Below are 22265 nucleotides of genomic sequence, written 5' to 3'. Positions count from 1 at the left end.
CCTGTCGCCTCCCCGGCCCTACAATCGGCCTCGATTCGTTCCCCCAGATTGAAGTTTGAGTTTTCATGGCCGCCCGCAAGACGTCCAATTCCGACGACACCAGCGATCTCTTTGCCGCCGCGCCCAAGGCGCAGAAGCCCGTCAAATCCGCGCCCAAAGCCGCGGCGAAGGACGACGACAGCTATTCGGCCAAGGACATCGAGGTTCTGGAAGGTCTGGAGCCTGTGCGGCGCCGTCCGGGCATGTATATCGGCGGCACCGACGAGAAGGCGCTGCATCACCTCTTCGCCGAAGTCCTCGACAATTCGATGGACGAGGCGGTCGCAGGCCACGCGAACTGGATCGACGTATCGTTCCATGCCGACGGCAGCCTGACGGTGGCCGACAATGGCCGTGGCATCCCCGTCGACCCGCATCCGAAATTCAAGAACAAGTCGGCGCTGGAAGTCATCCTCACGACGCTCCATTCGGGTGGCAAGTTCGGCGGCAAGGCCTATGAGACCTCGGGCGGCCTGCACGGCGTCGGCGTCTCGGTGGTGAACGCGCTTTCCGACCGGCTCGAAGTCGAGGTCGCGCGCGAGCAGAAGCTCTATCGCCAGATTTATGCGCGCGGCGCCCCGCAGACGAAGCTCATCGAGGAAGGCCGGGTTCAGAACCGCCGCGGCACGCGCATCACCTTCCACCCCGACGCCGACATCTTCGGCAAGGGCGCGGCCTTCAAGCCGGGTCGCCTCTACCGCATGGCGCGGTCCAAGGCCTATCTCTTCGGCGGCGTCGAAATCCGCTGGCATTGCGCGCCGGAACTCATCAAGGACGAGACGCCCGCCGAGGACGTGCTGCATTTCCCGGCCGGTCTGGTCGACTTCCTCCGCGCCGAAATCGGCGAGAAGGATTGGGTGACGGCCGAACCCTTCTCGGGCAAGGTCTCGCGCGCGGGCGCGCACGGCGCGGCCGAATGGGCCATCGCCTGGCATGGTGGCGAGGAAGGCTTCGTCCATTCCTATTGCAACACAGTGCCGACGCCCGAAGGCGGCACGCACGAAGCGGGTCTCCGCACTGCGCTCACCAGGGGCCTGAAGAACTATGCCGACATGGTCGGCAACAAGAAGGCCGCGCAGATTCAGGCCGAAGACGTGCTGGGCACGGCGACGGTGCTGCTCTCCGTCTTCATACGCGAGCCGGAGTTTCAGGGCCAGACCAAGGAGAAGCTCGCCAGCAGCGAGGCCCAGCGCCTCGTCGAGAAGGCCATCGGCGACCATTTCGACCATTGGCTGACCAACTCGCCGCAACAGGCGAACAAGCTTCTCGACTGGGTGATCGACCGCTCGGAAGACCGGCTGCGTCGGCGGCAGGAAAAGGACGTGGCGCGCAAGACCGCGACGCGGAAGCTCCGCCTGCCCGGCAAGCTCGCGGACTGCGCGCAGGCGGGCGCGGCGGGCTCGGAACTCTTCATCGTCGAAGGCGACAGCGCCGGCGGCTCCGCGAAGCAGGCCCGCGACCGCGCCACGCAGGCGATCCTGCCCTTGCGCGGCAAGATCCTGAACGTCGCCTCGGCCAGCGGCGCGAAGCTGCAGCAGAACCAGCAGATCAGCGACCTCGTTCAGGCGCTTGGCGTCCGCACCGGCTCGCATTACCGCGACGAGGACCTGCGCTACGACAAGGTCATCATCATGACCGACGCCGACGTGGACGGCGCCCACATCGCCTCGCTGCTCATCACCTTCTTCTATCAGGAAACGCCGGAGCTGATCCGCCGCGGGCATCTCTATCTGGCCGTGCCGCCGCTCTACAAACTGACGCAGGGCGGCAAGACCGCCTATGCGCGCGACGACGCGCACAAGGACGAACTCCTCAAGAAGGAGTTCAAGAGCAATGGCAAGGTAGAAATCAGCCGTTTCAAGGGCTTGGGCGAAATGCTTCCCGCACAGCTCAAGGAAACGACGATGGTCCGCTCCAGGCGCACGCTGCTGCGCGTCATGGTGCCGGAAGACGAAGCGAAGGAAACCAGAGGCGCCATCGACCGCCTGATGGGCAACAAGCCGGAGCTGAGATTCCAGTTCATCCAGGAACGCGCCGCCTTCGCGACCGATCTGGATATTTGAGCCCGGGAGCAAACGAGCTTACCCTTCATGCTCAGCTTCACGCGGGGCATGACGGAGGAGTTAAGGACATGAAGAAAGTCGTTTTGGCCCTTGCTGCCGCTTCGCTTTATGCGACTACGACTCTCGCGCTGCCCGTCGTCACCTACGTCCAGCAGACATCGCTCTACAAGCCCTCGACCGTTCATGCGGCGGGCTTCAACGTCGAGCTTTACGGATCGCCCGCGCCGGGCATGAGCGGCGAAGCGGCGATTGCCGGGCTGCATGGTCCCGCATGGGCGGGTGGCGCTCCGCTGCGCCTTCTGCCGGAGGGTGCGAAGCCGGGTCAGGGAACGCGGCTCGTGCTCGTGTTCAATGGGGCGAGCGTCCCAAGCGAGACGGCATGCGAAGAGCCCGGCGCGCTCGGCGGCGGCCAGGGCGTTGCGGGCGGTTCGCTCAGAGTCGTCGCCATCTATTGCTCGGCCGACCGTATGCTGGCGCGCGGCGCGCTCTCGGCCGATGCCGTGACAGGGCCCGGGGATCGCGCTTACCAGTCGGCCATGCAGTCGCTTCTGGCTGCGATGTTTCCGCCACAGAACACCAATATCTCGCCTTTTGGACCCGGCATTTAGCCCCCTGAGAGGCTGCGGGCCGGCCTCGCGATTGACAAAAGCCTGTTAATCCCTATGTATTGCGTGGAATTGCGGACCGCGCGGCCGCGGAACGACGCGCAAGACGCTGCCCCCCCTCACGACAAAGCGTCCACGGGCCCTCGAAGTGGGCCACCATCGGGCAGCATGTAAATGGTAGAACAGGCCTCAATATATGACATTTGACGAACTCGGCCTCGGGGCCGAAGTGCTTAAAGCGGTAGCCGAAACCGGTTATACCGAACCGACCCCCATTCAGGCGCAGGCCATTCCCTCCGTGCTTGCAGGCCGGGACGTGCTCGGCATCGCCCAGACGGGCACGGGCAAGACGGCATCCTTCACGCTGCCGATGATCGATAAGCTGGCCCGCGGACGCGCCAGGGCGCGTATGCCGCGCTCTCTCATTCTCGAGCCGACGCGCGAACTCGCTGCCCAGGTCGCCGAGAACTTCGAGAAATACGGCAAGTACCACAAGCTCTCGATGGCGCTGCTCATCGGCGGCGTCTCCTTCGGCGATCAGGAAAAGAAGCTCGACCGTGGCGTCGATGTTCTGATCGCGACGCCGGGCCGCCTGCTCGATCACTGTGGCCGCGGTAAGGTCCTGCTCACCGGCGTCCAGATCCTCGTTATCGATGAAGCCGACCGCATGCTGGACATGGGTTTCATCCCGGACATCGAGGAGATCTGCAAGAAGATCCCATTTACGCGGCAGACCCTCTTCTTCTCTGCCACCATGCCGCCCGAAATCCAGCGGCTCACCGACACCTTCCTCCAGAATCCCGAACGCATCGAAGTCGCCCGCCACTCCTCGGCCAATGCGACCATCACGCAGGCCATCGTCAAGACGACCCGTGAAGGCAAGCGCGAGATGCTGCGCGGCCTGATCCGCGACGAGAACTGCAAGAACGCCATCATCTTCTGCAACCGCAAGCGTGACGTCTCGATCGTCGCGAAGTCGCTGGAGCGCCATGGCTTCTCGGTCGGCGCGCTGCATGGCGACCTCGACCAGTCGACGCGCACGAAGACGCTGGACGGCTTCCGCGCCGGCACCATCCGCCTTCTCGTGGCGAGCGACGTTGCCGCCCGTGGCCTCGACATCCCGGATGTGAGCCACGTCTTCAATTTCGACATTCCGACCCATTCCGAAGACTATGTTCACCGCATCGGCCGCACGGGCCGCGCGGGCAAGTCCGGCATCGCCTATACGCTGGTGACGCGCGAGGACGGCAAATATCTCGCCCAGATCGAGAAGATGCTCGGCAATGCGATCCCGGTGCATGAGTTGACGACCGCCCACCCTGCCCCCGCCGGCGAAGTCGCCGTCGAGGCCGAAACCGCCGCCGAACCTTCAACTGCGCCGGAGCGCAAGTCGCGCCGCTCGCGCGCCAAGCCCCGCAAAGCTGAGCCCATTCTCGATTCGGAAGTCCTGCCGCCCGCGGATCCCGTTGCGGAGCTTGTGACCCAGGCGTCGGAGCATGCCGAACGCCCTGAGCCCGCGCGCCGCCATGAGCAGCCCCGCGCCGAGCAGCGCAATGAACGCGGCCGCGGACGCGGCCGTCGCGACGACGATGACGGCCCGAAGGTTCTGAGCTTCGGCGACCATATTCCCGCCTTCATGCTCAATGTCGTGAAGCTGCCTAAAAAGGGCGCGAAGGAGATCGAGGACGAGTTGCCCGAGGAACTCGACAATGTCGAGGAAATCGACGAGATCATCGAAGCCGAGGCTCAGGAGGCCTGAGTCTTCCCCGGAGCGTAGATCAAAAGGCGGCCTGCAAGAGAGGCCGCCTTTTTCTTTTTCTACTTCGCTGCAGGCGTCACGCGCCAGATGACATTGCCGACATCGTCGGCAACGAGCAGCGCGCCCGCCCTGTCCTCGACAACGCCGACCGGACGGCCCATGGCATCGCCATCCTCGTTCAGGAAGCCCGTCAGCACATCTTCCGGCATGCCGGAGGGCTTGCCGGCCGCGAAGGGCACGAAGATCACCTTGTAGCCGCTGCGGGGCTTGCGGTTCCACGAGCCATGCTGGCCGATGAACACGCCGCCCCGGTAATGCGGGGGAAGCATGTTCCCGCGATAGAAGTGGAGCCCTAGCGAAGCCGTATGGCTCCCGAGCGCATAGTCGGGCGCGATGGCCTTCGCCACCAGTTCCGTGTTCTGAGGCGTCACGCGGGCATCGATATGCTCGCCGTAATAGACATAGGGCCAGCCGTAAAAGGCCCCGTCCTTCACCGAGGTCATGTAGTCGGGAACGAGATCATTGCCGATTTCGTCGCGCTCGTTGACCGCCGTCCAGAGCGCGCCGGAGACGGGTTCCCAATCCATGCCATTCGGATTGCGCAGACCCGATGCGAAGATGCGCAACTTTCCTGTCGCGATATCGACCTCGTAAATGGCCGCGCGCCCATCTTCCTTGTCGAGCCCGTTTTCGCCAACATTGCTGTTCGAGCCCACGGTGACATAGAGGCGCTTGCCGTCCGGACTCGCGACGACATTCTTCGTCCAGTGGTGGTTGATCGATCCCGCCGGAAGGTCGATGACCTTCGTGCCTGCCTCTGCGATTTCGGTCGCGCCGTCCTTGTAGGGAAAGCGCAGCAATGCGTCGGTGTCGGCGACATAGAGGTCATGCCCCACCAGCGCCATGCCGAACGGTGAATTGAGGTCCTTCAGGAAAACGCTGCGGACATCGGCCACGCCGTCGCCGTTGGTGTCGCGCAGCAGCGTGATGCGGTTGGCGCTCGGCGTATCGGCGCCCGCCATCTTCATGACGACGCGGGCGACCCAACCGGTGACCCCCGTGCTGTCGTCCGGCCTCTTCGGCGCATTCGTCTCGGCAACCAGCACATCGCCATTGGGCAGCACGAAAAGCCAGCGGGGATGATCGAGGCCGCTCGCAAACGCGTTCACGCTGAGCCCCGCGGCGGGCTTAGGCGCGCCGCCATCGGGCCAGCCGATCGCGGTCGCAATATTCACGGTCGGCACTGTGCCCGATTGCGGCTGCGGCAAGGTCGGCTTCGGGCCGTAGCCGGCAGAAGCGGGCAAGGTCGATTCATCGCCGCCGCACGATGCAAGACCCATCAGAGCGATGACGGTAGCCAGCCGGATGACGACATGTTTCACGGGGTTAGCCTCTCTAAGGTCGGAGGTGAAAAAGGGCGGCACAGCGGCCGCCCTTTGACATTCATGTTTCCGGTTCGCGCCCGATCTTACTTCTTGATCTGGGAGGCGAGCATCTTGCGCACCTTGGGGCCGTAGGGCGCGCGGAACATTTCCACGACCATCTTGGCCTTGGACTGCGTATAGATCGCCTTCCTGTGGCTGAAGGTACGGAAGCCGTCGACACCGTGATAGGAGCCCATGCCGCTCGGGCCGACGCCGCCGAAAGGCAGGTCTTCCATCGAAACATGCATGATGACGTCGTTCACAGTCACGCCGCCCGAGGTCGTGTGGTCGAGCACACGGCGCTCTTCATTCGCGTCCTCGCCGAAGTAGTAGAGGCCGAGCGGCCGGTCGTGGCCGTTGATATAGCCGATCACTTCCGACACATCGCGATAGGACTTCACCGGCAGCACGGGGCCGAAGATCTCGTCCTGCATGACCTTCATGTCGTCGGTCGCGTTCAGCACGATCGTCGGCGGAATCTTGTGCGCCTGCTGCTGGCTGAAATCCTCATTGGCCGGATTGATCTCGACGATCGTCGCGCCCTTGGCCTTCGCGTCGGCGAGGTAGCCATTGATGCGGTCGTAATGACGCTGGTTGATGATCGAGGTGTAGTCCGGATTGTCCTTGATGGTCGGGAACATCTTGGTGACTGACTTCGTCGCTTCCGAGACGAATTCATTCACCTTGCCCTCCGGCACGAAGACATAGTCCGGCGCAAGGCAGATCTGGCCCGCATTGAGCGTCTTGCCGGTCAGAATCTTGGCTGCCGCCTCGTCGATCTTCGCGCTGTTGGACACGATGACCGGCGACTTGCCGCCGAGTTCCAGCGTCAGCGGAACGAGATGTTCAGCCGCCGCACGCATGACGTGATAGGCGATCGAGGTCGCGCCCGTGAAGATCAGGTGATCGAAGGGCTGGCCGCTGAACGCCTGGCCGACAGCCGGGCCGCCGGTGATGACGGCCACTTCCGTCTCGTCGAAGGCGGAGCGGAACATGCGCGCCATCAGTTCCGACGTCGCCGGCGTGAACTCCGACGGCTTGATCATCGCGCGGTTGCCCGCGGCGAAGATGCCCGCGAGCGGCGCGAAGGTGAGATTGATCGGGAAGTTCCACGGGCTGATGACACCGACCGTGCCAAGCGGCTGATACTCGACCCGCGCCTTGGCGCCGAGAAGGCCGAGCGGGAACTGCACCTTGCGCTTCTCCGGCTTCATCCAGTCGCGCAGATGCTTCTTGGCGTGCTTCAGCGGCCCAAGCGTGCCCATGACGTCCGTGAGCAGCGTCTGCTCATGGCTGCGATGCCCGAAATCGGAGGCCAGCGCCTCGCAGATTTCCTTCTGGTTGTCGACGACGAGTGCAATCGAGCGGTCGAGCCATTCGATGCGACGTTCCGCGCTGAGCGGACCGTCCTTGATATGCGCAGCTTTCTGACGGTCCAGAATGTTGCGGATCGAGGCCGAAATGGCCCCGACATCGGCCTCCTGGGCCTGAGATTCGGCCAAGCTCATGAATTCCTCCTGTTGCGTGCCTCCTGCGCCTTCCGACCGCCCCTGACGGGCCGGCGACAGGCTGGTTTGGGTAAAATATACATGACATCCGGCAAAGCTCGTAGCCCCCTTTGCCCCCGGCTGCCGCAACGTCAAGTTGATGACGAGCCATCCTCTTCAAGGGCTGGTTTACTCCCGTGTAACGAAGATGGCCTACCCTGCCCCACGCTATGGATTTGGGCCGCGCTTCGACGAAGGCGGCCGGACGAGGGCTTTGCGGTGACTTATACGGACGACATCGGCGTAGCGACCGAATTGAGCATGAAGGCCCTGGGGCTCATGGCCCGGCATGGCATTGCGCCTCTTCCGCAGAATTACGATCTCTGGTTCCGCTACGCGTCCGGCCACAATTCCGATCTCAACGAGGCGATCGACAGCGCCCTGAGGCAGGGCTTGAAGATCGACGACAAGCTTTCCGCCGACCTGCATCAGCGTTTCGTCACACACGCGGCCCTGGCTGATGCGACGATCGACGCCGGCGACAAGCTGAACCTCGAAGTCAACAATATCCTGAAACTTGTCGCAGAAGCGGCGGGCGACTCGAGCACACTCGCCACCTCGGTCCGGAAGGCCAGTGCGGAACTTTCGAACAAGTCGACGGCCAATGACGTGCGCCGCGTGGTCGATGTGATCGTCGCCGCGACGCGTCACATGGAGACGCGCAGCAAGGAACTTGAGCTTCGCCTGAACGAGACCAAGAGCGAACTCAACACGCTGCAATCGAGCCTCACAAAGGCGCGCAACGAAGCCCGCACCGACGGCCTCACCGGCGTCGCGAACCGCAAGGCATTCGACGAGGCCTTGGCACAGGCGATCTCTCAGGCATCGATCGACCGCTCGCCGCTCTGCCTCGTCATCGGCGACATCGACCACTTCAAGAAGTTCAACGACACCTGGGGCCATCGCACCGGCGACCAGGTCCTGCGCCTCGTCGCAAGCTGCCTCAAGGCGGGCGCGCGCGAGAGCGACACCGTCGCCCGCTATGGCGGCGAGGAATTCGCGCTGATCCTGCCCGGCATCACGACCGAGAACGCCGAGATACTCGCCAACGGTATCCGCGAAACCGTGCAATCGCGCGAACTGGTAAAGCGCTCGACCGGCGAGACGCTCGGCCGCGTAACCATGTCGCTCGGCATCTCGACCCTGCGTCCCGGCGAAGGCTCCTCCTCCCTCATCGAGCGGGCAGATGCCTGCCTCTATGCAGCCAAGCGCGGCGGCCGTAACCGCGTCGTTTCCGAAATGCCGGACCTCGCGCCGCATGCCAAGGCAAGCTGAGCCTCCCACACCGCCCCAGGCTTGACGTAGCGGAACTCCCGCGCAGCCTTTCCGTTCACTGTCGAACAGGCAGTCGCCGTCTTCACTCCCTTCCGTCTCGCCATGGTCGCGTCTATGCTCGCCCGCAAATCACGCAAGGGGCGAGGCTTTTCCCATGACCGAACGGACAACAATCAAACTCGAAACAAAGGACGGCATCGCCCTCCTCACGCTGAACCGTCCGGAGGTGCTGAACAGCATCAACACGGCGCTGATCGCCGATGTGCGCGAGGCTGTGGCGGAAATCGCCGCCAATGATGAAGCGCGCGTCCTCGTCATCACGGGCGCCGGCCGCGGCTTCTGCGCCGGCGCCGACCTCGCGGCTCAGGCCGCGCGGCCCGAAGGCATGAGCGTCGGTCAGGGCGTCGCCCATGGCATGGAGATCGGCTTCAACCCGATGATGCGCGAGCTTCATGAACTGAAGAAGCCGATCATTTGCGCGGTCAACGGCACCACGGCCGGCGGCGGCGTCGGCCTCGCTCTCGTGGCCGACATCGTCATCGCCGCGAAGTCCGCGAGCTTCATTCAGGTCTTCGGGCCGAAGCTCGGTCTCATTCCCGATCTCGGCACGACATGGACGCTGCCGCGCCTCGTCGGCCGCGCCCGCGCGCTGGCGCTGACGCTCACAGGCGACAAGCTCTCCGCCGAGACTGCCGCCGAATGGGGCATGATCTGGAAATGCGTCGAAGACGAAAAGCTCATGGAAGAGGTGATGGCGCTCGCCGGAAAGCTCGCCAAAGGGCCGACCGGCGCATTTGCCGAGATCCGCAAGGCCATCGACGTTTCCGGCCACAACACATTCGCCGCGCAGCTCGACTATGAGCGCATCACGCAAGGTCAGATGGGCGATCATCCGAACTTCGTAGAGGGCGTCACAGCCTTCCTGCAGAAGCGCGAAGCCAAATTCAAGCCATAAGAAAACAGCCGCAAAAACAGGAGGAACAGATGGAATTCGAACGCGTCAGACTCGACATAGACGGGCCGGTGGCAACGCTCACGCTGAACCACCCGGAAGTCATGAACGCCGTCTCGCCGGAAATGCTCGGTGGACTGATGAAGGCGATGGACGAAGTCGAGAACCCGAAGAACGGCGTTCGCTGCCTCGTCATGACGGGTGAAGGTCGGGGCTTCTGCACCGGCGCCAACCTTCAGGGTCGTGGCGACAACAATGGCGGCCGTCCCGATGCGGGCTCGGCGCTTGAGACGATGTACCACCCCTTCCTGCGCCGCCTGCGCAACCTGCCCATGCCCTTCGTCACCTCGGTGAATGGCCCGGCGGCAGGCGTCGGCATGAGCTTCGCGATGATGGGCGATCTCATCCTCTGCGCGAAGTCCTCCTACTTCCTTCAGGCTTTCCGCCGCATCGGCCTGGTGCCGGATGGCGGCTCGACCTGGCTCCTGCCGCGCCTCGTCGGCAAGGCCCGCGCCATGGAACTCTCGCTGCTCGGCGAAAAGCTTCCCGCTGAAACGGCGCTTGCCTGGGGTCTCGTCAACCGCGTGTTCGACGATGCGGAGCTTGCCGCCGAGACGAAGAAGCTCGCGCTCGACCTCGCCAATGGCCCGACGGTGTCGCTGAGCCTCATCCGTCGCCTCTATTGGGAAAGCACGGACAACACTTACGAAGAGCAGCTCAATCTCGAGCGTCAGCTCCAGCGTACCGCCGGCAATTCCGGCGACTTCAAGGAAGGCGTCCGCGCGTTCCTCGAAAAGCGCCCCGCGCAGTTCAAGGGCGAGTAAGGGCCCGCTTCAGGCCTTGGGCTTCTTTGAGGCTTTTTTGGAGGGCGACGCCTTTGCGGGCGTCGCCTTCCGCTTTTTTGCCGCCGCCTTTTTGCGCTCTGCGGCACGCGCTGCGCGCGCGAGCTTTTCAGCCCTTGCCGCCCGCATCACCTCCATCGCCTTGCGCGCCCATTGCACGAGCTCGTCCGGATCGTCGTAAAGCCGCTCGGGCACTTCGTAATAATGAAGCGCGCCGGTGCTGCCATCCGTCATCTCATAGGTGAAGGGGCCCTTCTCCTCGGCTTCGTAATCGGCGCGATTGCGATCATCGACCTTGAAGTAAAGCGTCTCGTCGAAGATCAGACCGAACATGAGGTCGTCGAGATAGACGCCGGCGCCGCCGAACATGCCGCGAAAGCGCACCGGCCCCAGCCGCTCAAGCTGCTCGGCGAGAAACTCCTTGTATTCGGTGCTGACAGCCATGCCGCCTCAGAGATGCGCAGGCTCGATGGTGACGCTCTCGCCGCAGCCGCAGGCGTCGGTCACGTTCGGATTGTTGAACTTGAAACCCGCCGAGAACTTCTCGGTCTCGTAGTCCATTTCCGTGCCGATGAGAAAGAGGATGGCCTTCGGATCGATCAGGATTTTTACGCCCTTGTCCTCGATCACCTCGTCGAGAGGGTTCGCGGCTTCGGCGTATTCCATGGTGTATTCCATGCCCGCGCAGCCGCCATTCTTCACGCCGACGCGAAGGCCGATATATTTGCCTTCCGACCGGGCCATGATGGCCTGAAGATGCTCGGCCGCCCTGTCGGTCAGCCGGATTGCCTTGGGACGTTCTCTCGCCATGTTCCTACCTCGGACTTTAGATGGAGCCCGGTCCTTCCAAGTTCAATACATGTTGAGCGCGACGCGCGCTTCGTCCGACATGCGGCTCGGATCCCAGGGCGGATCGAAGGTCATGTTCACCTTCACGTCGCCCACGCCGTCCACCGAGCGCACCGCATCCGCAACCATTTCCGGCATGGTGCCCGCGACCGGACAACCCGGTGCGGTCAGCGTCATGTCGATCAGCACATCGCGGTCGTCCGACACGTCTACCTTGTAGATGAGGCCGAGTTCGTAAATATCGACCGGTATTTCCGGATCGTAGACGCTCTTCAACGCGGAGATGATGTCGTCGGTGAGACGGTCCAGCTCTTCCTGCGGGAGCGCCGACGGCGCGGGCGTCTCGCCGCCTCTCTCGTCTGGCATCTCGGCCTCGGTCATGTTCGCATCGTCCGACATACTGAGATCCTCAACTGAAGAACTTCTTCGCATCGACGAGCGCAGCCGCTAGGCGGTCAATCTCTTCATGCGTCGTATACATGGCGAAAGAGGCGCGCGCCGTCGCCGTCACGCCGAACCGCTCCATCAGCGGCTGTGCGCAATGATGGCCTGCGCGCACCGCGACGCCTGCGCGGTCAATGATGGTCGCGATGTCGTGAGCATGGGCGTCCGCCATGGTGAAGGACACGATACCGCCCTTGCTCTTCGACGTGCCGATGATGCGGAGCCCGTCGATCGCCGACAACTTCTCCGTCGCGTAAGCCAGCACGCTTGCCTCATGCGCGGCTATGCGCGCGCGGCCAACGCCATGCACATAGTCGAGCGCCGCGCCGAGGCCGATCGCTTCGACGATTGCAGGCGTTCCCGCCTCGAAACGGTGAGGCGGCGCGGCATAGGTCACGGTAACCATCGAGACCTCGCGGATCATTTCTCCGCCGCCGCGATAGGGCCGCATCTTCGCCAGCAGTTCCTTCTTGCCATAGAGAAGGCCAATTCCCGTGGGCCCGTAAATCTTGTGGCCCGTCACCGCGTAAAAATCGGCATCGAGATCGCGAACGTCGATTTCGAGATGAACGGCGCTCTGCGATCCATCCACGACGACCGGAATGCCCTTCTCATGCGCGAGACGGATGATTTCCTTCATCGGCGTCACAGTGCCGAGCACGTTCGACATATGCGTCAGCGCGACGATCTTGACCTTGGGCCCCAGCAACTTCTTGTAGGCGTCCATGTCGAGGTCACCCTCGTCTGTCACCGGCACCCATTTCAGCACGGCGCCCTGCCGCTCGCGCAGGAAATGCCAGGGCACGATATTCGAGTGATGCTCCATCACCGACAGAACGATCTCGTCGCCCGGCTGGATCAGCGGCGCCGCATAGCTCGCAGCCGCGAGGTTCAGCGCGTCCGTCGAACCACTGGTGAAGACGATCTCGTCCGTCGATGCGGCATTGAGAAAGGCGCGCGCCTTTTCGCGCGCATCCTCGAAGGCCTGCGTCGCCGCGTTGGAGAGGTAGTGAAGCCCGCGATGGACATTCGCATATTCATGCTCCATCACGTGCCGCATGGCGTCGATGACGGCGCGTGGCTTCTGCGCGGAAGCGCCATTGTCGAGATAGACAAGCGGCTTGCCATAGACCTCGCGCGACAGGATCGGGAAATCCGCTCGCACCCGCGCGACATCGTAAGGCGCCTCGGCAATGTTGAGCTTCATTTCAGTCATGACGTCTTTTCCTGATGGCGCTCGAACCAGCCAGCGGCCAGCGCGCGCAAATCTTCTCGCGCAGCCTCATGCGGCACCGTCTCGAATGATTCATCGAGGAAGGCCGAGATGAGCAATTGCCGCGCCGTGTGCTCGTCGATGCCGCGCGCGCGAAGGAAGAAAATCGCATCGCGGTTCAGTTCGCCGATGGTCGAGCCATGGGCGCATTGCACATCGTCGGCATAGATTTCGAGTTCGGGCTTGGCATTCATCGACGCATCGCGCGACAGAAGCAGCGCGTTGGACATCTGCCGCCCATCGGCCTTCTGCGCGTCGGGACGCACCATGACATTGCCCTGGAAGACACCGGTCGACGCGCCGTCGAGCACCGTCTTGAAGAGCGTCGAACTCGCGCATTGGGGCACTGCATGATCCATCATGCAGAAATGGTCGCCATGCTGCGATCCCGCAAGGGCCGTCGCGCCGTTCACATGCGCCTCACCGCCCTCGCCCTTGAAGGTGACAAAGCTCTGGCTACGCGAGAGCTTCGCGCCGAGCGTGAGCGAGAAGCTCGAAAGCTTCGCCGCCGCGCCGAGCACCGCCGTCAGGCTTGCAAGGTGAATGGCCTCGGCGCCTTCGTCCTGGATTTTCACATGGGCAAGCGTCGCGCCCTCGGCCAGCGAAACATCGGTCACCTGGTCGACGAAATAGCTCCTTGCGCCCGCGTCCACATGCGTCTCGAAGATCGTCGCCTCAGCGCCCTCTTCCAGCCGCACGAGCACGCGCACATGCGACGCGCCGTCATCCGTGGCGAGAAAGATCAGATGCAGCGGCTTGTCGAGCTTGACGCCTCGCGCAACATGAAGGCCGAGCCCGTCGCGCATCAGCGCCGTGTTGAGCGCAATGACATTGCCCGCCTGCGTGGCGACCTTCGTCTCCACCAGCTGCCGCACCCAAGGCTCACCTAAAGCCTCGGCAAGTGGAACGAGCGTCACGCCGTGGGGCAGCTCCAAAGCGAGATCGCTTTGCAGCCTGCCATTGACGAAGACGGCGACATGCCGGTCGATGCCGTGAAAGGCGGCGATGCTGGGACGCGCCGCGGCATCGGGCAGCGCCACGGCGCCTTGCGGCTGAGGCGCGGGAGAGAGGGTCGCCTTTTCAAGCGCGCGCGCGAGGTCCGTATAGCGCCAGTCTTCGAGGCGGCGATGGGGAAGGCCCGCTTCCGCGAAGGCCTTCAACGCGTCGGCCCGGCATGCGGCAAGCCATGCGAGACCCGCGCCCGGAAGCGCCGCGCGCTCCCGCTCATAGGTCTCAATGAAGTTGCGAGCTGCGTCTGTCATCTCGCTTCCTTACGCCGCGAATTCGGCATAGCCGGTGCGCTCAAGCTCACCGGCGAGTTCCTTGCCGCCCGTCCGCACGATCCTGCCCTTCGACAGGACATGCACGACGTCAGGCACGATATGGTCGAGAAGACGCTGGTAATGCGTGATGACGATCATGGCGCGCTCCGGCGAACGCAGGCTGTTGACGCCCTCCGCCACAACCTTCAGCGCGTCGATGTCGAGGCCGGAGTCCGTCTCGTCAAGGATCGCGAGCGAGGGTTCGAGCAGCGCCATCTGAAGGATTTCGGCGCGCTTCTTCTCGCCGCCGGAAAAGCCGACATTGAGCGCGCGCTTCAGCATGTCGTCGGACACGTTGAGCGGCTTTGACTTCTCGCGCACGAGCTTCAGGAAGCGCGGCGCGTCAAGTTCATCCTCGCCGCGCGCCTTGCGCTGCGCGTTGAGCGCCGTCTTGAGGAAGGTCATCGTCGTGACGCCCGGAATCTCGATCGGATACTGGAAGGCGAGGAAGACGCCCGCCGCCGCGCGCTCATCGACGTTCATGGCAAGCAGATCGCGGCCCTTGTAAGTCACGGAGCCTTGCGTCACCTCATAGCCTTCGCGACCCGCCAGCACATAGGACAGCGTCGACTTGCCCGAGCCGTTCGGCCCCATGATGGCATGAACGGTCCCCGCTTCGACCGTGAGGTCGATGCCTTTGAGGATTTCCTTGCCATTCACGTTGGCATGCAGGTTCTTGATCTCAAGCATTCTCAAACGCCTTCTCGATTCTTCAATTCGTCACCGCGGCAGGACCGCAGGCGACGCCGCAATTTCGGGGTGGAAACGCCTAACCGACGCTTCCTTCCAGACTGATGCCGACGAGCTTCTGCGCCTCAACGGCGAATTCCATGGGCAATTGCTGCAACACGTCGCGGCAGAACCCGTTGACGATGAGCGCCACCGCCTCTTCTTCAGGTACGCCGCGCTGACGGCAATAAAACATCTGCTCCTCGCTGATCTTCGATGTCGTCGCTTCATGCTCCAGAATCGCGGTCGGATTTTTCGACTCGATATAGGGAACCGTATGCGCCGAGCATTTCGAGCCGATCAGCAAGCTGTCGCATTGCGTGAAGTTGCGGACGTTTTCCGCCTTCTTGTGCACGCTGACGAGACCGCGATAGGCATTGGACGAGAAGCCCGCCGCGATGCCCTTGGAGATGATGCGGCTCGACGTATTGCGGCCGAGATGGATCATCTTCGTGCCGCTATCGACCTGCTGGTAATTGTTCGAAATCGCGATCGAGTAGAACTCGCCGCGTGAATCGTCGCCGCGCAGGATGCAGCTCGGATATTTCCAGGTGACGGCGGAGCCCGTCTCGACCTGCGTCCAGGAAATCTTCGAGCGCGCGCCACGGCAATCGCCGCGCTTCGTCACGAAGTTGTAGATGCCGCCCTTGCCGTTCTCGTCGCCGGGGAACCAGTTCTGCACCGTCGAATATTTGATCTCGGCATCGTCGAGCGCTATGAGCTCGACCACGGCCGCGTGAAGCTGGTTCTCGTCGCGCTGCGGCGCGGTGCAGCCCTCGAGATAGGACACATAGGCGCCCTTGTCGGCGATGATAAGCGTGCGCTCGAACTGGCCCGTCTGCTTTTCGTTGATGCGGAAATAGGTCGAAAGCTCCATCGGGCAACGAACGCCCGGCGGGATATAGACGAAGGAACCGTCGGAAAAGACCGCCGAATTGAGCGTCGCGTAGAAATTATCCGACGACGGAACGACCGACCCCAGATACTTCTTCACCAGTTCCGGATGCTCGCGCACCGCCTCCGAGAAGGGGCAGAAGATCACGCCCACTTCGGCGAGCTTCGTCTTGAAGGTCGTGGCGACCGACACGCTGTCGAACACGGCATCGACCGCGACACCGGCAAGAATCTGCTGCTCGACAAGCGGAATGCCGAGCTTCTTGTAGGTTTCAAGAAGCTTCGGATCGACCTCATCGAGGCTTTCCAGCTTCGCCTTCTGCTTGGGCGCTGCGTAGTAATAGGCGTCCTGGAAGTCGATCGGCGGATAGGAGACCTTCGCCCATTTCGGCTCTTCCATGGTGAGCCAGCGGCGATAGGCTTCGAGGCGCCACTGGAGCATCCAGTCCGGCTCTTCTTTCTTCGCGGAGATGAAGCGGATCGTATCTTCGCTCAGGCCGATAGGCGCGCGCTCGGACTCGATGTCCGTCGTGAAGCCGTACTTGTATTTCTCGCCTGCGACCTGATCGACGGATTCAACCGTCTCGCGAACCGCTGCCATATCAACTCTCCACTTCTTCGAGCGCGGAAACAGCCGCGCTCGAATTCGAACTTCTTGTCTTGTCGCGCGCGCGCTTCGCCGCGCGGGACCAGCACAGAGCAAAGCGCTCGATCTCTTCCGCCGTATTGCCGAGCCCAAGGCTCACGCGGATTGCACCCTTTGCCAGCGTATCTTCAACACCCATGGCGGCGAGCACATGCGAGCGCGCAACCTTGCCCGATGAGCAGGCGGAGCCCGCGCTGACGGCAAAGCCATCGAGGTCGAGCGCCATCAGAAGCGTTTCCGCGTCGAGACCCAGCGCGGAAAAGAGGCTCGTATTGGCAAGCCTCTCCGCGCCCTCGCCGAAAACACGAAGCTCCGGCACGGCCGCGCGCAAAAGGTCTTCAAGCCGGTCGCGCAGCGCGGCCACGCGCGGCATTTCGGCGATCTCCTGCGCGGCCAGCCGCGCTGCGGCACCGAACCCGGCGATGCCCGGCACATTCTCCGTGCCCGAACGGCGGCGCAACTCCTGCCCGCCGCCGCGGATCAGCGCATCGAAGGGCAAACCTTCGCGAATGACCAGTGCGCCCGCGCCCTGCGGCCCGCCCAGCTTGTGTGCGGAGACCGTCATCAGGTCCGCGCCCAGCGCATGAAAATCGACCGGCAGCCGGCCCCAGGCCTGAATGGTGTCGGTGAGCACCAAAGCGCCTGCGTCTTTCGCCAGCGCGACGGCTTCCGCGACAGGCTGAATGACGCCCGTCTCGTTATTCGCATACATCAAGGCCACAAGGGCCTTGCCCGGTTCCGCCAGACGCCGCGCCAGTTTGCCGAGATCGGCGACGCCATTCGCATCGACGGAAAGCACCTCGACCGGAATGCCGAGACCGTTCGCCGCCACCCGCACGCAATCATGCTCGATGGCCGAAACGATCACGCGCTCGACGCCCAGCGCCGTCGAGGCCACATGAAGCGCGAGGTTTGCCGCCTCGGTGCCGCCGCTGGTGAAGACCACCTCGGCAGGCTTCGCATGGACGAGCGCTGCGACCGAGGCCCGCGCCTCTTCGAGCAGCTTTCGCGCCGCTCGGCCTTCGGCATGAACCGAGGAAGGATTGCCGGTGATCGAAAGCGCGCGCAGGACCGCATCGGCCGCCTCGGCTCGCACCGGGGCAGTCGCATTATGGTCCAAATAGGCGCGTTTCTTCGTCATTCGCTCGAACCCTCGGGCGTCGGCGCAAAAATCGGTTCAGTCGGCGGCGTTGGAAATCGCCTGCTGCTCGCTCGCGCGGGCGCCCGGATGCGTCGTTGCCACCCGGCCATTTATCACGTCGCCGAGCGATACGGAGCCCAGAAACAGATGAATCTGGTGGCTTAGTTCCGCCCAGAGGTCGTGGGTAATGCAGCGGCTGGACGAATTGCCCATGCAGCCCTTGGGAGAACCCACCTCGCAACGGGTAGCGTTGATCGGCTCGTCGACCGCCAGAATGACGTCGGAGATGCGGATATCGTCGGCGTCCCGCGACAGCAGATAGCCGCCGCCGGGGCCGCGTACGCTCTTCACGAGATCCCCACGGCGGAGCTTGGCGAAAAGCTGCTCCAGATAGGAAAGGGAGATTTCCTGGCGTTCCGCGATATCGGCCAGAGCCACCGGCCTGCCGGTGCCGAACCGGGCCAGATCAGCCATCGCCATCACGGCATAACGACCCTTTGTGGTGAGCTTCACGGCCCTTCTCCTTTCGAAACCGCCCGGGAACCAGAGCCCGAGGCCTAAAACCCTTGCGCAACCGGCACTTGCCTGTGTTAAAGAACGAGCGCCTTTCAGCCTGAACGGGAAGCCGATGCGCCGTAGCTGGCGGCATCCGCGACGCCAGACGGTAAAAGGCGCGCGACTGGGCTTCGGCTTCTCCGAGTGCCACAGTCAACTAATTAGCCATCTCTGGGTCTGATTTCCAGAGGAAACCGCCCCTATTGCTGGAAAACTTTTCCGAGATGGGCGGTAGGTTAATGGCCCGGAGCACCGGCGCCTTGTAAAAAAGAGACGAGAGGGCAATGCCAGAAGTCATTTTCAATGGTCCCGCCGGCCGCATCGAGGGGCGTTACCACCACAGCCGCAAGGCGAATTCGCCAATTGCGCTGGTGCTGCACCCCCATCCGCAGTTCGGCGGCACCATGAACAACCCGGTCACCTACACCCTGTTTCAGGGCTTCGTGAACCGCGGCTTCTCCGTCCTCCGCTTCAATTTCCGCGGCGTGGGCCGCAGCCAGGGCTCGTTCGACGCCGGAATCGGCGAACTTTCCGACGCGGCGTCCGCGCTCGACTGGCTTCAGGCCCAGAATGCCGACGCCTCCCAGTGCTGGATCGCGGGTTTCTCCTTCGGCGCCTGGATCGCCATGCAGGTCCTGATGCGCCGTCCCGAGATCGAGGGCTTCATCTCGGTCGCCCCGCCCGCCAACATGTATGACTTCACCTTCCTCGCGCCCTGCCCGTCGTCGGGCCTCATCGTCAACGGCAGCGCCGACCAGGTCGCCCCTGCCGCCGATGTGCAGAAGCTCGTCGACCGCCTGAAGACGCAGAAGGGCATCGTCATCGAGCATTCGACGATCGACGGCGCGAACCACTTCTTCGATCAGCATCTCGAACCGCTGGCCGCGGTTTCCGGTGCCTATCTCGACAAGCGCCTCGCGGCCTTCAAGCGGCGCGACTGACGAACCGCCGGGGAGGACGCCAATGCTTTACGCTATCGTTAAGGCGCTCCTCTCCGGCATCATCATCATGGCAGTGTCGGAGATTGCGAAGCGCAACCCTTCGCTCGGCGCGCTGGTCGTCTCGCTCCCCCTCGTCTCCATCCTTGCGATCATCTGGCTGTGGAACGACACCGGCGACAGCGAGCGCATCGCCGCCCATGCGGAAGCGACCTTCTGGTATGTGCTGCCGACGCTGCCGATGTTTCTGGTGATGCCTGCGCTTTTGCGCGGCGGCACGGGCTTCTGGCTTTCGCTCGGCCTCTCCTGCCTGCTCACCTTCGCCCTTTATCTCGCGACCGTCTGGATCGCGGCGAAATTCGGCGTCAGGCTCTGACTACCGCGCAGCCCTGTGCAAACGGCCGCCCTTCATGGGCTCGGGCACACCGGTCGTCGTTGGAAGACTGAGCGGCAAGCCGCGCAACGAACGCGCGGCAAGATAGGCGAAGGCCTCAGCCTCCACATCGTCGCCACGCCAGCCGAGATCCTCGGCGGGCAGGACGCCGCCCTGCAGGCGCTTCGACAGCATCGACATCAGCACAGGATTGCGCCTCCCGCCGCCGCAGACGACGAAGCGCGTCGGCATGCCGGGAATATGGGCGAGGCCGCGCGCTATGGCCTCGACGGTGAAGGCGGTAAGCGTCGCCGCGCCGTCTTCGGGCGAGAGATGCTCGACCGCCTCGGCGGCGCGGGCAAAGGAAAAGCGATCCAGCGATTTCGGCGGCGGCAGTTCGAAAAACGGATGTTCCATCAGCCGCGCCAGAACATCGACATCGACCTCGCCCGCCTCAGCCAGCGCGCCATCCTTGTCGACCGGCTCGCCTGTGTGGCGCATCGCCCAGTCGTCGATCAGCGCGTTTCCGGGCCCCGTGTCGAAGGCGATGAGCCGCCCGTCGAGGCCCACATAGGTGACATTGCCGACGCCGCCGATATTGACGATGGCAACGGGCTCGTTGATCCCGGCGCTGCGGGCCAGCGCCTGATGGTAGAGCGGCACCAGCGGCGCGCCATGGCCACCCGCGGCAACGTCCGCCGAGCGGAAATCATTGATGACGTCGATCCCGGTGAGCGACGCCAGCACGTCGCCCATACCGATCTGGACCGTGCGCCGCGCCTCCGGCTGGTGCAGCACGGTCTGGCCGTGAAAGCCGATGAGGTCGATATCGGCGGGCTTGAAGCCCGACTTTTCGAGCAGAACCCGGACGGCCTGGGCATGGGCCAGCGTCAGCAGGCGTTCGGCCTCGGCCACCGCCTCGGGCATGGGCTCGCCCGCCGGCCAGTCCTTCGCCGCCTCCAGCGCGGCGCGGAGCACCGCCCGCTCCTCCAGCGTATAGGGCACCCCAAGGCTCGGCCCCGGACGCACGATATGCTCGCCATCCGTTTCCAGAATGGCGGCGTCTATACCGTCGAGCGAAGTGCCGCTCATGAGGCCGATGGCTCGGATCATGCGAATTGGTCCGTTTTTCCTGCTCCCAAAGCGTGATACACCACCGGCTCCCCAATGCCTATGGCAAGCCCCCAATCGAGCCGATCATGAGCAATTTCAAGTCCGACTTCCTGCGCGAAATCGAAGCCCGTGGCTTCATCCACCAGATCTCCGACCCGGAGGCCCTGGACGCCTATGCCGCGAAGGAAACCGTGACCGCCTATATCGGCTTCGACTGCACGGGGCCAAGCCTCCATGTCGGCCACCTCATGGGCATCATGATGCTGCGCCGCCTCCAGCAGGCGGGCCACAAGCCCATCGTCCTCATGGGCGGCGGCACGACCAAGGTCGGCGACCCCTCCGGCAAGGACGAGCAGCGCCAGCTGCTCACCGACGCGCAGATCGCCGCCAACATGGCCTCGATCAAGACCGCCTTCACGAGCTTCCTCACCTTCGGCGACGGGCCGACGGATGCGGTGATGGTCAATAATGCCGAGTGGCTGGAGAAGCTCGAATACATCTCCTTCCTGCGCGACTATGGCCGCCATTTCTCGGTCAATCGCATGCTCTCCTTCGACAGCGTGAAGCTGCGCCTCGACCGCGAGCAGCCGCTCTCCTTCCTCGAATTCAACTACATGATCCTGCAAGCCTATGACTTCGTGGAGCTGGGCAAGCGCTACGGATGCAGGCTGCAGATGGGCGGTTCGGACCAGTGGGGCAATATCGTCAACGGGCTGGAGCTGGGACGCCGCGCGGCGAACCTCGATCTCTTCGCCGTCACCTGCCCGCTCATCACCACAGCCTCGGGCGCGAAGATGGGCAAGACCGCCGCCGGCGCCGTCTGGCTCAATGCCGACATGCGCTCGCCCTTCGACTACTGGCAGTTCTGGCGCAACACCGAAGACGCCGATGTCGAGCGCTTCCTGAAGCTCTTCACCGAATTGCCGCTCGATGAGATCGCCCGCCTCGGCAAGCTCGAGGGCGCGGAACTCAACGAGGCGAAGAAGATTCTCGCCACCGAAGCGACCGCCATGCTGCATGGCCGCGAGGAAGCGGAAAAGGCGGCGAACGCCGCGCGCACGGCTTTCGAGCAGGGCGGCATCAGCGCCGACATGCCGACCGTCGAAGTCGAATTCGGCGATGGCATCGGTGTTCTGAGCGCCGTCGTCGCAGCAGGGCTTGCGGCGTCAAACGGCGAAGTGCGTCGTCTCATCAAGGGCGGCGGCGTGAAGATCAACGACAAGCCTGTGAGCGACGAGCGGGCGATGGTCACCATCGCCGATCTCACCGAGCAGAAAGTCGTGAAGGTTTCCGTCGGCCAGAAGAAGCACGTTCTGCTGAAGCCGACCGCCTGACAATCAGCACAAGAAAAAGCCCTCCCCCGGTCAGGGGAGAGGGCTTATTCGCGCCTCGTGGGGGCTCAAGGCGCGCAAGGTAGGCCGCGGTTTTCCCGCTGTTAATTATTCTTCTCGGCGCCGCCGTTCGGGCGGGCAATTGCCGGAC

21 protein-coding genes are annotated in these 22265 nt (G+C 63.5%); 9 read left to right on the top strand and 12 right to left on the bottom strand.

Translation table 11 applies throughout. The features are described 5' to 3' along the window. Nucleotides 1-65: 65 nt before the first annotated feature. The 3 genes from parE (at nucleotide 66) to ABFC66_RS00495 (ending at nucleotide 4466) form a co-directional block, all read left to right on the top strand. On the top strand, nucleotides 66-2102 hold the full coding sequence (gene parE / locus ABFC66_RS00505; RefSeq protein ID WP_346738999.1) for a DNA topoisomerase IV subunit B: 2037 nt from the start codon (nucleotides 66-68) through the stop codon (nucleotides 2100-2102). 68 nt (nucleotides 2103-2170) lie between these two features. Beyond that, the gene (locus ABFC66_RS00500; RefSeq protein ID WP_346738998.1) at nucleotides 2171-2710 is read left to right on the top strand and encodes a hypothetical protein; all 540 of its coding nucleotides are present in this window, start codon (nucleotides 2171-2173) and stop codon (nucleotides 2708-2710) included. 193 nt (nucleotides 2711-2903) lie between these two features. After that, a complete protein-coding gene (locus ABFC66_RS00495) occupies nucleotides 2904-4466 on the top strand; it encodes a DEAD/DEAH box helicase (RefSeq protein WP_346738997.1) in 1563 nt (520 codons plus the stop codon). A 59-nt stretch (nucleotides 4467-4525) separates the two neighbouring features. Here the strand turns inward: ABFC66_RS00495 and ABFC66_RS00490 are convergent, their stop codons facing one another. Next, nucleotides 4526-5806 carry a sorbosone dehydrogenase family protein gene (locus ABFC66_RS00490; protein ID WP_346739047.1) on the bottom strand — a complete coding sequence of 427 codons (1281 nt, stop codon included), beginning with the start codon at nucleotides 5804-5806 and terminating at the stop codon, nucleotides 4526-4528. Between the two features lie 128 nt (nucleotides 5807-5934). Then, nucleotides 5935-7398, bottom strand: coding sequence for a coniferyl aldehyde dehydrogenase (locus ABFC66_RS00485; RefSeq protein ID WP_346738996.1), 1464 nt, complete (start codon nucleotides 7396-7398; stop codon nucleotides 5935-5937). Nucleotides 7399-7656: 258 nt separating this feature from the next. Here ABFC66_RS00485 and ABFC66_RS00480 point away from each other — a divergent pair, with 258 nt between their 5' ends. The 3 genes from ABFC66_RS00480 (at nucleotide 7657) to ABFC66_RS00470 (ending at nucleotide 10488) form a co-directional block, all read left to right on the top strand. Next, entirely contained in the window at nucleotides 7657-8712 is a 1056-nt protein-coding gene (locus ABFC66_RS00480; RefSeq protein WP_346738995.1) for a GGDEF domain-containing protein, read from the top strand. A gap of 154 nt (nucleotides 8713-8866) precedes the next feature. Further along, complete coding sequence (locus ABFC66_RS00475) at nucleotides 8867-9667, top strand: enoyl-CoA hydratase-related protein (protein ID WP_346738994.1); 801 nt, start codon at nucleotides 8867-8869, stop codon at nucleotides 9665-9667. 29 nt (nucleotides 9668-9696) lie between these two features. Next, complete coding sequence (locus ABFC66_RS00470; protein ID WP_346738993.1) at nucleotides 9697-10488, top strand: enoyl-CoA hydratase/isomerase; 792 nt, start codon at nucleotides 9697-9699, stop codon at nucleotides 10486-10488. A 9-nt stretch (nucleotides 10489-10497) separates the two neighbouring features. Here the strand turns inward: ABFC66_RS00470 and ABFC66_RS00465 are convergent, their stop codons facing one another. The 9 genes from ABFC66_RS00465 to ABFC66_RS00425 form a co-directional block, all read right to left on the bottom strand. Continuing rightward, complete coding sequence (locus ABFC66_RS00465; protein ID WP_346738992.1) at nucleotides 10498-10950, bottom strand: TfoX/Sxy family protein; 453 nt, start codon at nucleotides 10948-10950, stop codon at nucleotides 10498-10500. Nucleotides 10951-10956: 6 nt separating this feature from the next. After that, nucleotides 10957-11316 (bottom strand): iron-sulfur cluster assembly accessory protein, encoded by a 360-nt coding sequence (locus ABFC66_RS00460; protein WP_346738991.1) that lies wholly within the window; start codon nucleotides 11314-11316, stop codon nucleotides 10957-10959. Nucleotides 11317-11358: 42 nt separating this feature from the next. Then, nucleotides 11359-11736 carry an SUF system Fe-S cluster assembly protein gene (locus ABFC66_RS00455; RefSeq protein WP_346739046.1) on the bottom strand — a complete coding sequence of 126 codons (378 nt, stop codon included), beginning with the start codon at nucleotides 11734-11736 and terminating at the stop codon, nucleotides 11359-11361. A gap of 28 nt (nucleotides 11737-11764) precedes the next feature. Further along, the gene (locus tag ABFC66_RS00450) at nucleotides 11765-13006 is read right to left on the bottom strand and encodes a cysteine desulfurase (RefSeq protein WP_346739045.1); all 1242 of its coding nucleotides are present in this window, start codon (nucleotides 13004-13006) and stop codon (nucleotides 11765-11767) included. A gap of 5 nt (nucleotides 13007-13011) precedes the next feature. Beyond that, a complete protein-coding gene (gene sufD, locus ABFC66_RS00445) occupies nucleotides 13012-14334 on the bottom strand; it encodes a Fe-S cluster assembly protein SufD (protein WP_346738990.1) in 1323 nt (440 codons plus the stop codon). Nucleotides 14335-14343: 9 nt separating this feature from the next. Continuing rightward, the gene (gene sufC, locus ABFC66_RS00440; protein WP_346738989.1) at nucleotides 14344-15084 is read right to left on the bottom strand and encodes a Fe-S cluster assembly ATPase SufC; all 741 of its coding nucleotides are present in this window, start codon (nucleotides 15082-15084) and stop codon (nucleotides 14344-14346) included. A gap of 79 nt (nucleotides 15085-15163) precedes the next feature. Next, complete coding sequence (gene sufB / locus ABFC66_RS00435) at nucleotides 15164-16618, bottom strand: Fe-S cluster assembly protein SufB (protein WP_346738988.1); 1455 nt, start codon at nucleotides 16616-16618, stop codon at nucleotides 15164-15166. A 1-nt stretch (nucleotide 16619) separates the two neighbouring features. After that, nucleotides 16620-17804, bottom strand: coding sequence for a cysteine desulfurase family protein (locus ABFC66_RS00430; protein ID WP_346738987.1), 1185 nt, complete (start codon nucleotides 17802-17804; stop codon nucleotides 16620-16622). A 36-nt stretch (nucleotides 17805-17840) separates the two neighbouring features. Next, nucleotides 17841-18317 (bottom strand): Rrf2 family transcriptional regulator, encoded by a 477-nt coding sequence (locus tag ABFC66_RS00425; RefSeq protein WP_346738986.1) that lies wholly within the window; start codon nucleotides 18315-18317, stop codon nucleotides 17841-17843. Nucleotides 18318-18643: 326 nt separating this feature from the next. Here ABFC66_RS00425 and ABFC66_RS00420 point away from each other — a divergent pair, with 326 nt between their 5' ends. Then, nucleotides 18644-19300 carry an alpha/beta hydrolase gene (locus ABFC66_RS00420; RefSeq protein WP_346738985.1) on the top strand — a complete coding sequence of 219 codons (657 nt, stop codon included), beginning with the start codon at nucleotides 18644-18646 and terminating at the stop codon, nucleotides 19298-19300. 22 nt (nucleotides 19301-19322) lie between these two features. After that, nucleotides 19323-19673 (top strand): DUF3147 family protein, encoded by a 351-nt coding sequence (locus tag ABFC66_RS00415; protein WP_346738984.1) that lies wholly within the window; start codon nucleotides 19323-19325, stop codon nucleotides 19671-19673. On the opposite strand, the gene ABFC66_RS00410 is transcribed toward ABFC66_RS00415, so the two are convergent. Next, nucleotides 19674-20783 carry an anhydro-N-acetylmuramic acid kinase gene (locus ABFC66_RS00410; protein ID WP_346738983.1) on the bottom strand — a complete coding sequence of 370 codons (1110 nt, stop codon included), beginning with the start codon at nucleotides 20781-20783 and terminating at the stop codon, nucleotides 19674-19676. It abuts the gene before it with no gap. An 86-nt stretch (nucleotides 20784-20869) separates the two neighbouring features. Here ABFC66_RS00410 and tyrS point away from each other — a divergent pair, with 86 nt between their 5' ends. Then, complete coding sequence (tyrS, locus tag ABFC66_RS00405) at nucleotides 20870-22117, top strand: tyrosine--tRNA ligase (RefSeq protein WP_346738982.1); 1248 nt, start codon at nucleotides 20870-20872, stop codon at nucleotides 22115-22117. The last annotated feature ends 148 nt before the right edge of the window (nucleotides 22118-22265 follow it).

Origin of the sequence: Parvibaculum sp. (assembly GCF_039680535.1) — a bacterium.
In the GTDB taxonomy this organism is placed as follows: domain Bacteria; phylum Pseudomonadota; class Alphaproteobacteria; order Parvibaculales; family Parvibaculaceae; genus Parvibaculum.
Note: the sequence above shows the minus strand (reverse complement) of the source record. Positions and strands in the feature narration are given on the sequence as shown.

What these genes read in the sequence shown, in the direction of transcription:
- ABFC66_RS00450 (WP_346739045.1), bottom strand. Translation starts at nt 13,006, where the DNA reads ATGAAGCTCAACATTGCCGAGGCGCCTTACGATGTCGCGCGGGTGCGA.
- sufB (WP_346738988.1), bottom strand. Translation starts at nt 16,618, where the DNA reads ATGGCAGCGGTTCGCGAGACGGTTGAATCCGTCGATCAGGTCGCAGGC.
- ABFC66_RS00415 (WP_346738984.1), top strand. Translation starts at nt 19,323, where the DNA reads ATGCTTTACGCTATCGTTAAGGCGCTCCTCTCCGGCATCATCATCATG.
- ABFC66_RS00460 (WP_346738991.1), bottom strand. Translation starts at nt 11,316, where the DNA reads ATGGCGAGAGAACGTCCCAAGGCAATCCGGCTGACCGACAGGGCGGCC.
- ABFC66_RS00420 (WP_346738985.1), top strand. Translation starts at nt 18,644, where the DNA reads ATGCCAGAAGTCATTTTCAATGGTCCCGCCGGCCGCATCGAGGGGCGT.
- ABFC66_RS00485 (WP_346738996.1), bottom strand. Translation starts at nt 7,398, where the DNA reads ATGAGCTTGGCCGAATCTCAGGCCCAGGAGGCCGATGTCGGGGCCATT.
- ABFC66_RS00475 (WP_346738994.1), top strand. Translation starts at nt 8,867, where the DNA reads ATGACCGAACGGACAACAATCAAACTCGAAACAAAGGACGGCATCGCC.
- sufC (WP_346738989.1), bottom strand. Translation starts at nt 15,084, where the DNA reads ATGCTTGAGATCAAGAACCTGCATGCCAACGTGAATGGCAAGGAAATC.
- sufD (WP_346738990.1), bottom strand. Translation starts at nt 14,334, where the DNA reads ATGACAGACGCAGCTCGCAACTTCATTGAGACCTATGAGCGGGAGCGC.
- ABFC66_RS00430 (WP_346738987.1), bottom strand. Translation starts at nt 17,804, where the DNA reads ATGACGAAGAAACGCGCCTATTTGGACCATAATGCGACTGCCCCGGTG.
- parE (WP_346738999.1), top strand. Translation starts at nt 66, where the DNA reads ATGGCCGCCCGCAAGACGTCCAATTCCGACGACACCAGCGATCTCTTT.
- ABFC66_RS00500 (WP_346738998.1), top strand. Translation starts at nt 2,171, where the DNA reads ATGAAGAAAGTCGTTTTGGCCCTTGCTGCCGCTTCGCTTTATGCGACT.
- ABFC66_RS00490 (WP_346739047.1), bottom strand. Translation starts at nt 5,806, where the DNA reads ATGGGTCTTGCATCGTGCGGCGGCGATGAATCGACCTTGCCCGCTTCT.
- tyrS (WP_346738982.1), top strand. Translation starts at nt 20,870, where the DNA reads ATGAGCAATTTCAAGTCCGACTTCCTGCGCGAAATCGAAGCCCGTGGC.
- ABFC66_RS00465 (WP_346738992.1), bottom strand. Translation starts at nt 10,950, where the DNA reads ATGGCTGTCAGCACCGAATACAAGGAGTTTCTCGCCGAGCAGCTTGAG.
- ABFC66_RS00455 (WP_346739046.1), bottom strand. Translation starts at nt 11,736, where the DNA reads ATGACCGAGGCCGAGATGCCAGACGAGAGAGGCGGCGAGACGCCCGCG.
- ABFC66_RS00470 (WP_346738993.1), top strand. Translation starts at nt 9,697, where the DNA reads ATGGAATTCGAACGCGTCAGACTCGACATAGACGGGCCGGTGGCAACG.
- ABFC66_RS00495 (WP_346738997.1), top strand. Translation starts at nt 2,904, where the DNA reads ATGACATTTGACGAACTCGGCCTCGGGGCCGAAGTGCTTAAAGCGGTA.
- ABFC66_RS00410 (WP_346738983.1), bottom strand. Translation starts at nt 20,783, where the DNA reads ATGATCCGAGCCATCGGCCTCATGAGCGGCACTTCGCTCGACGGTATA.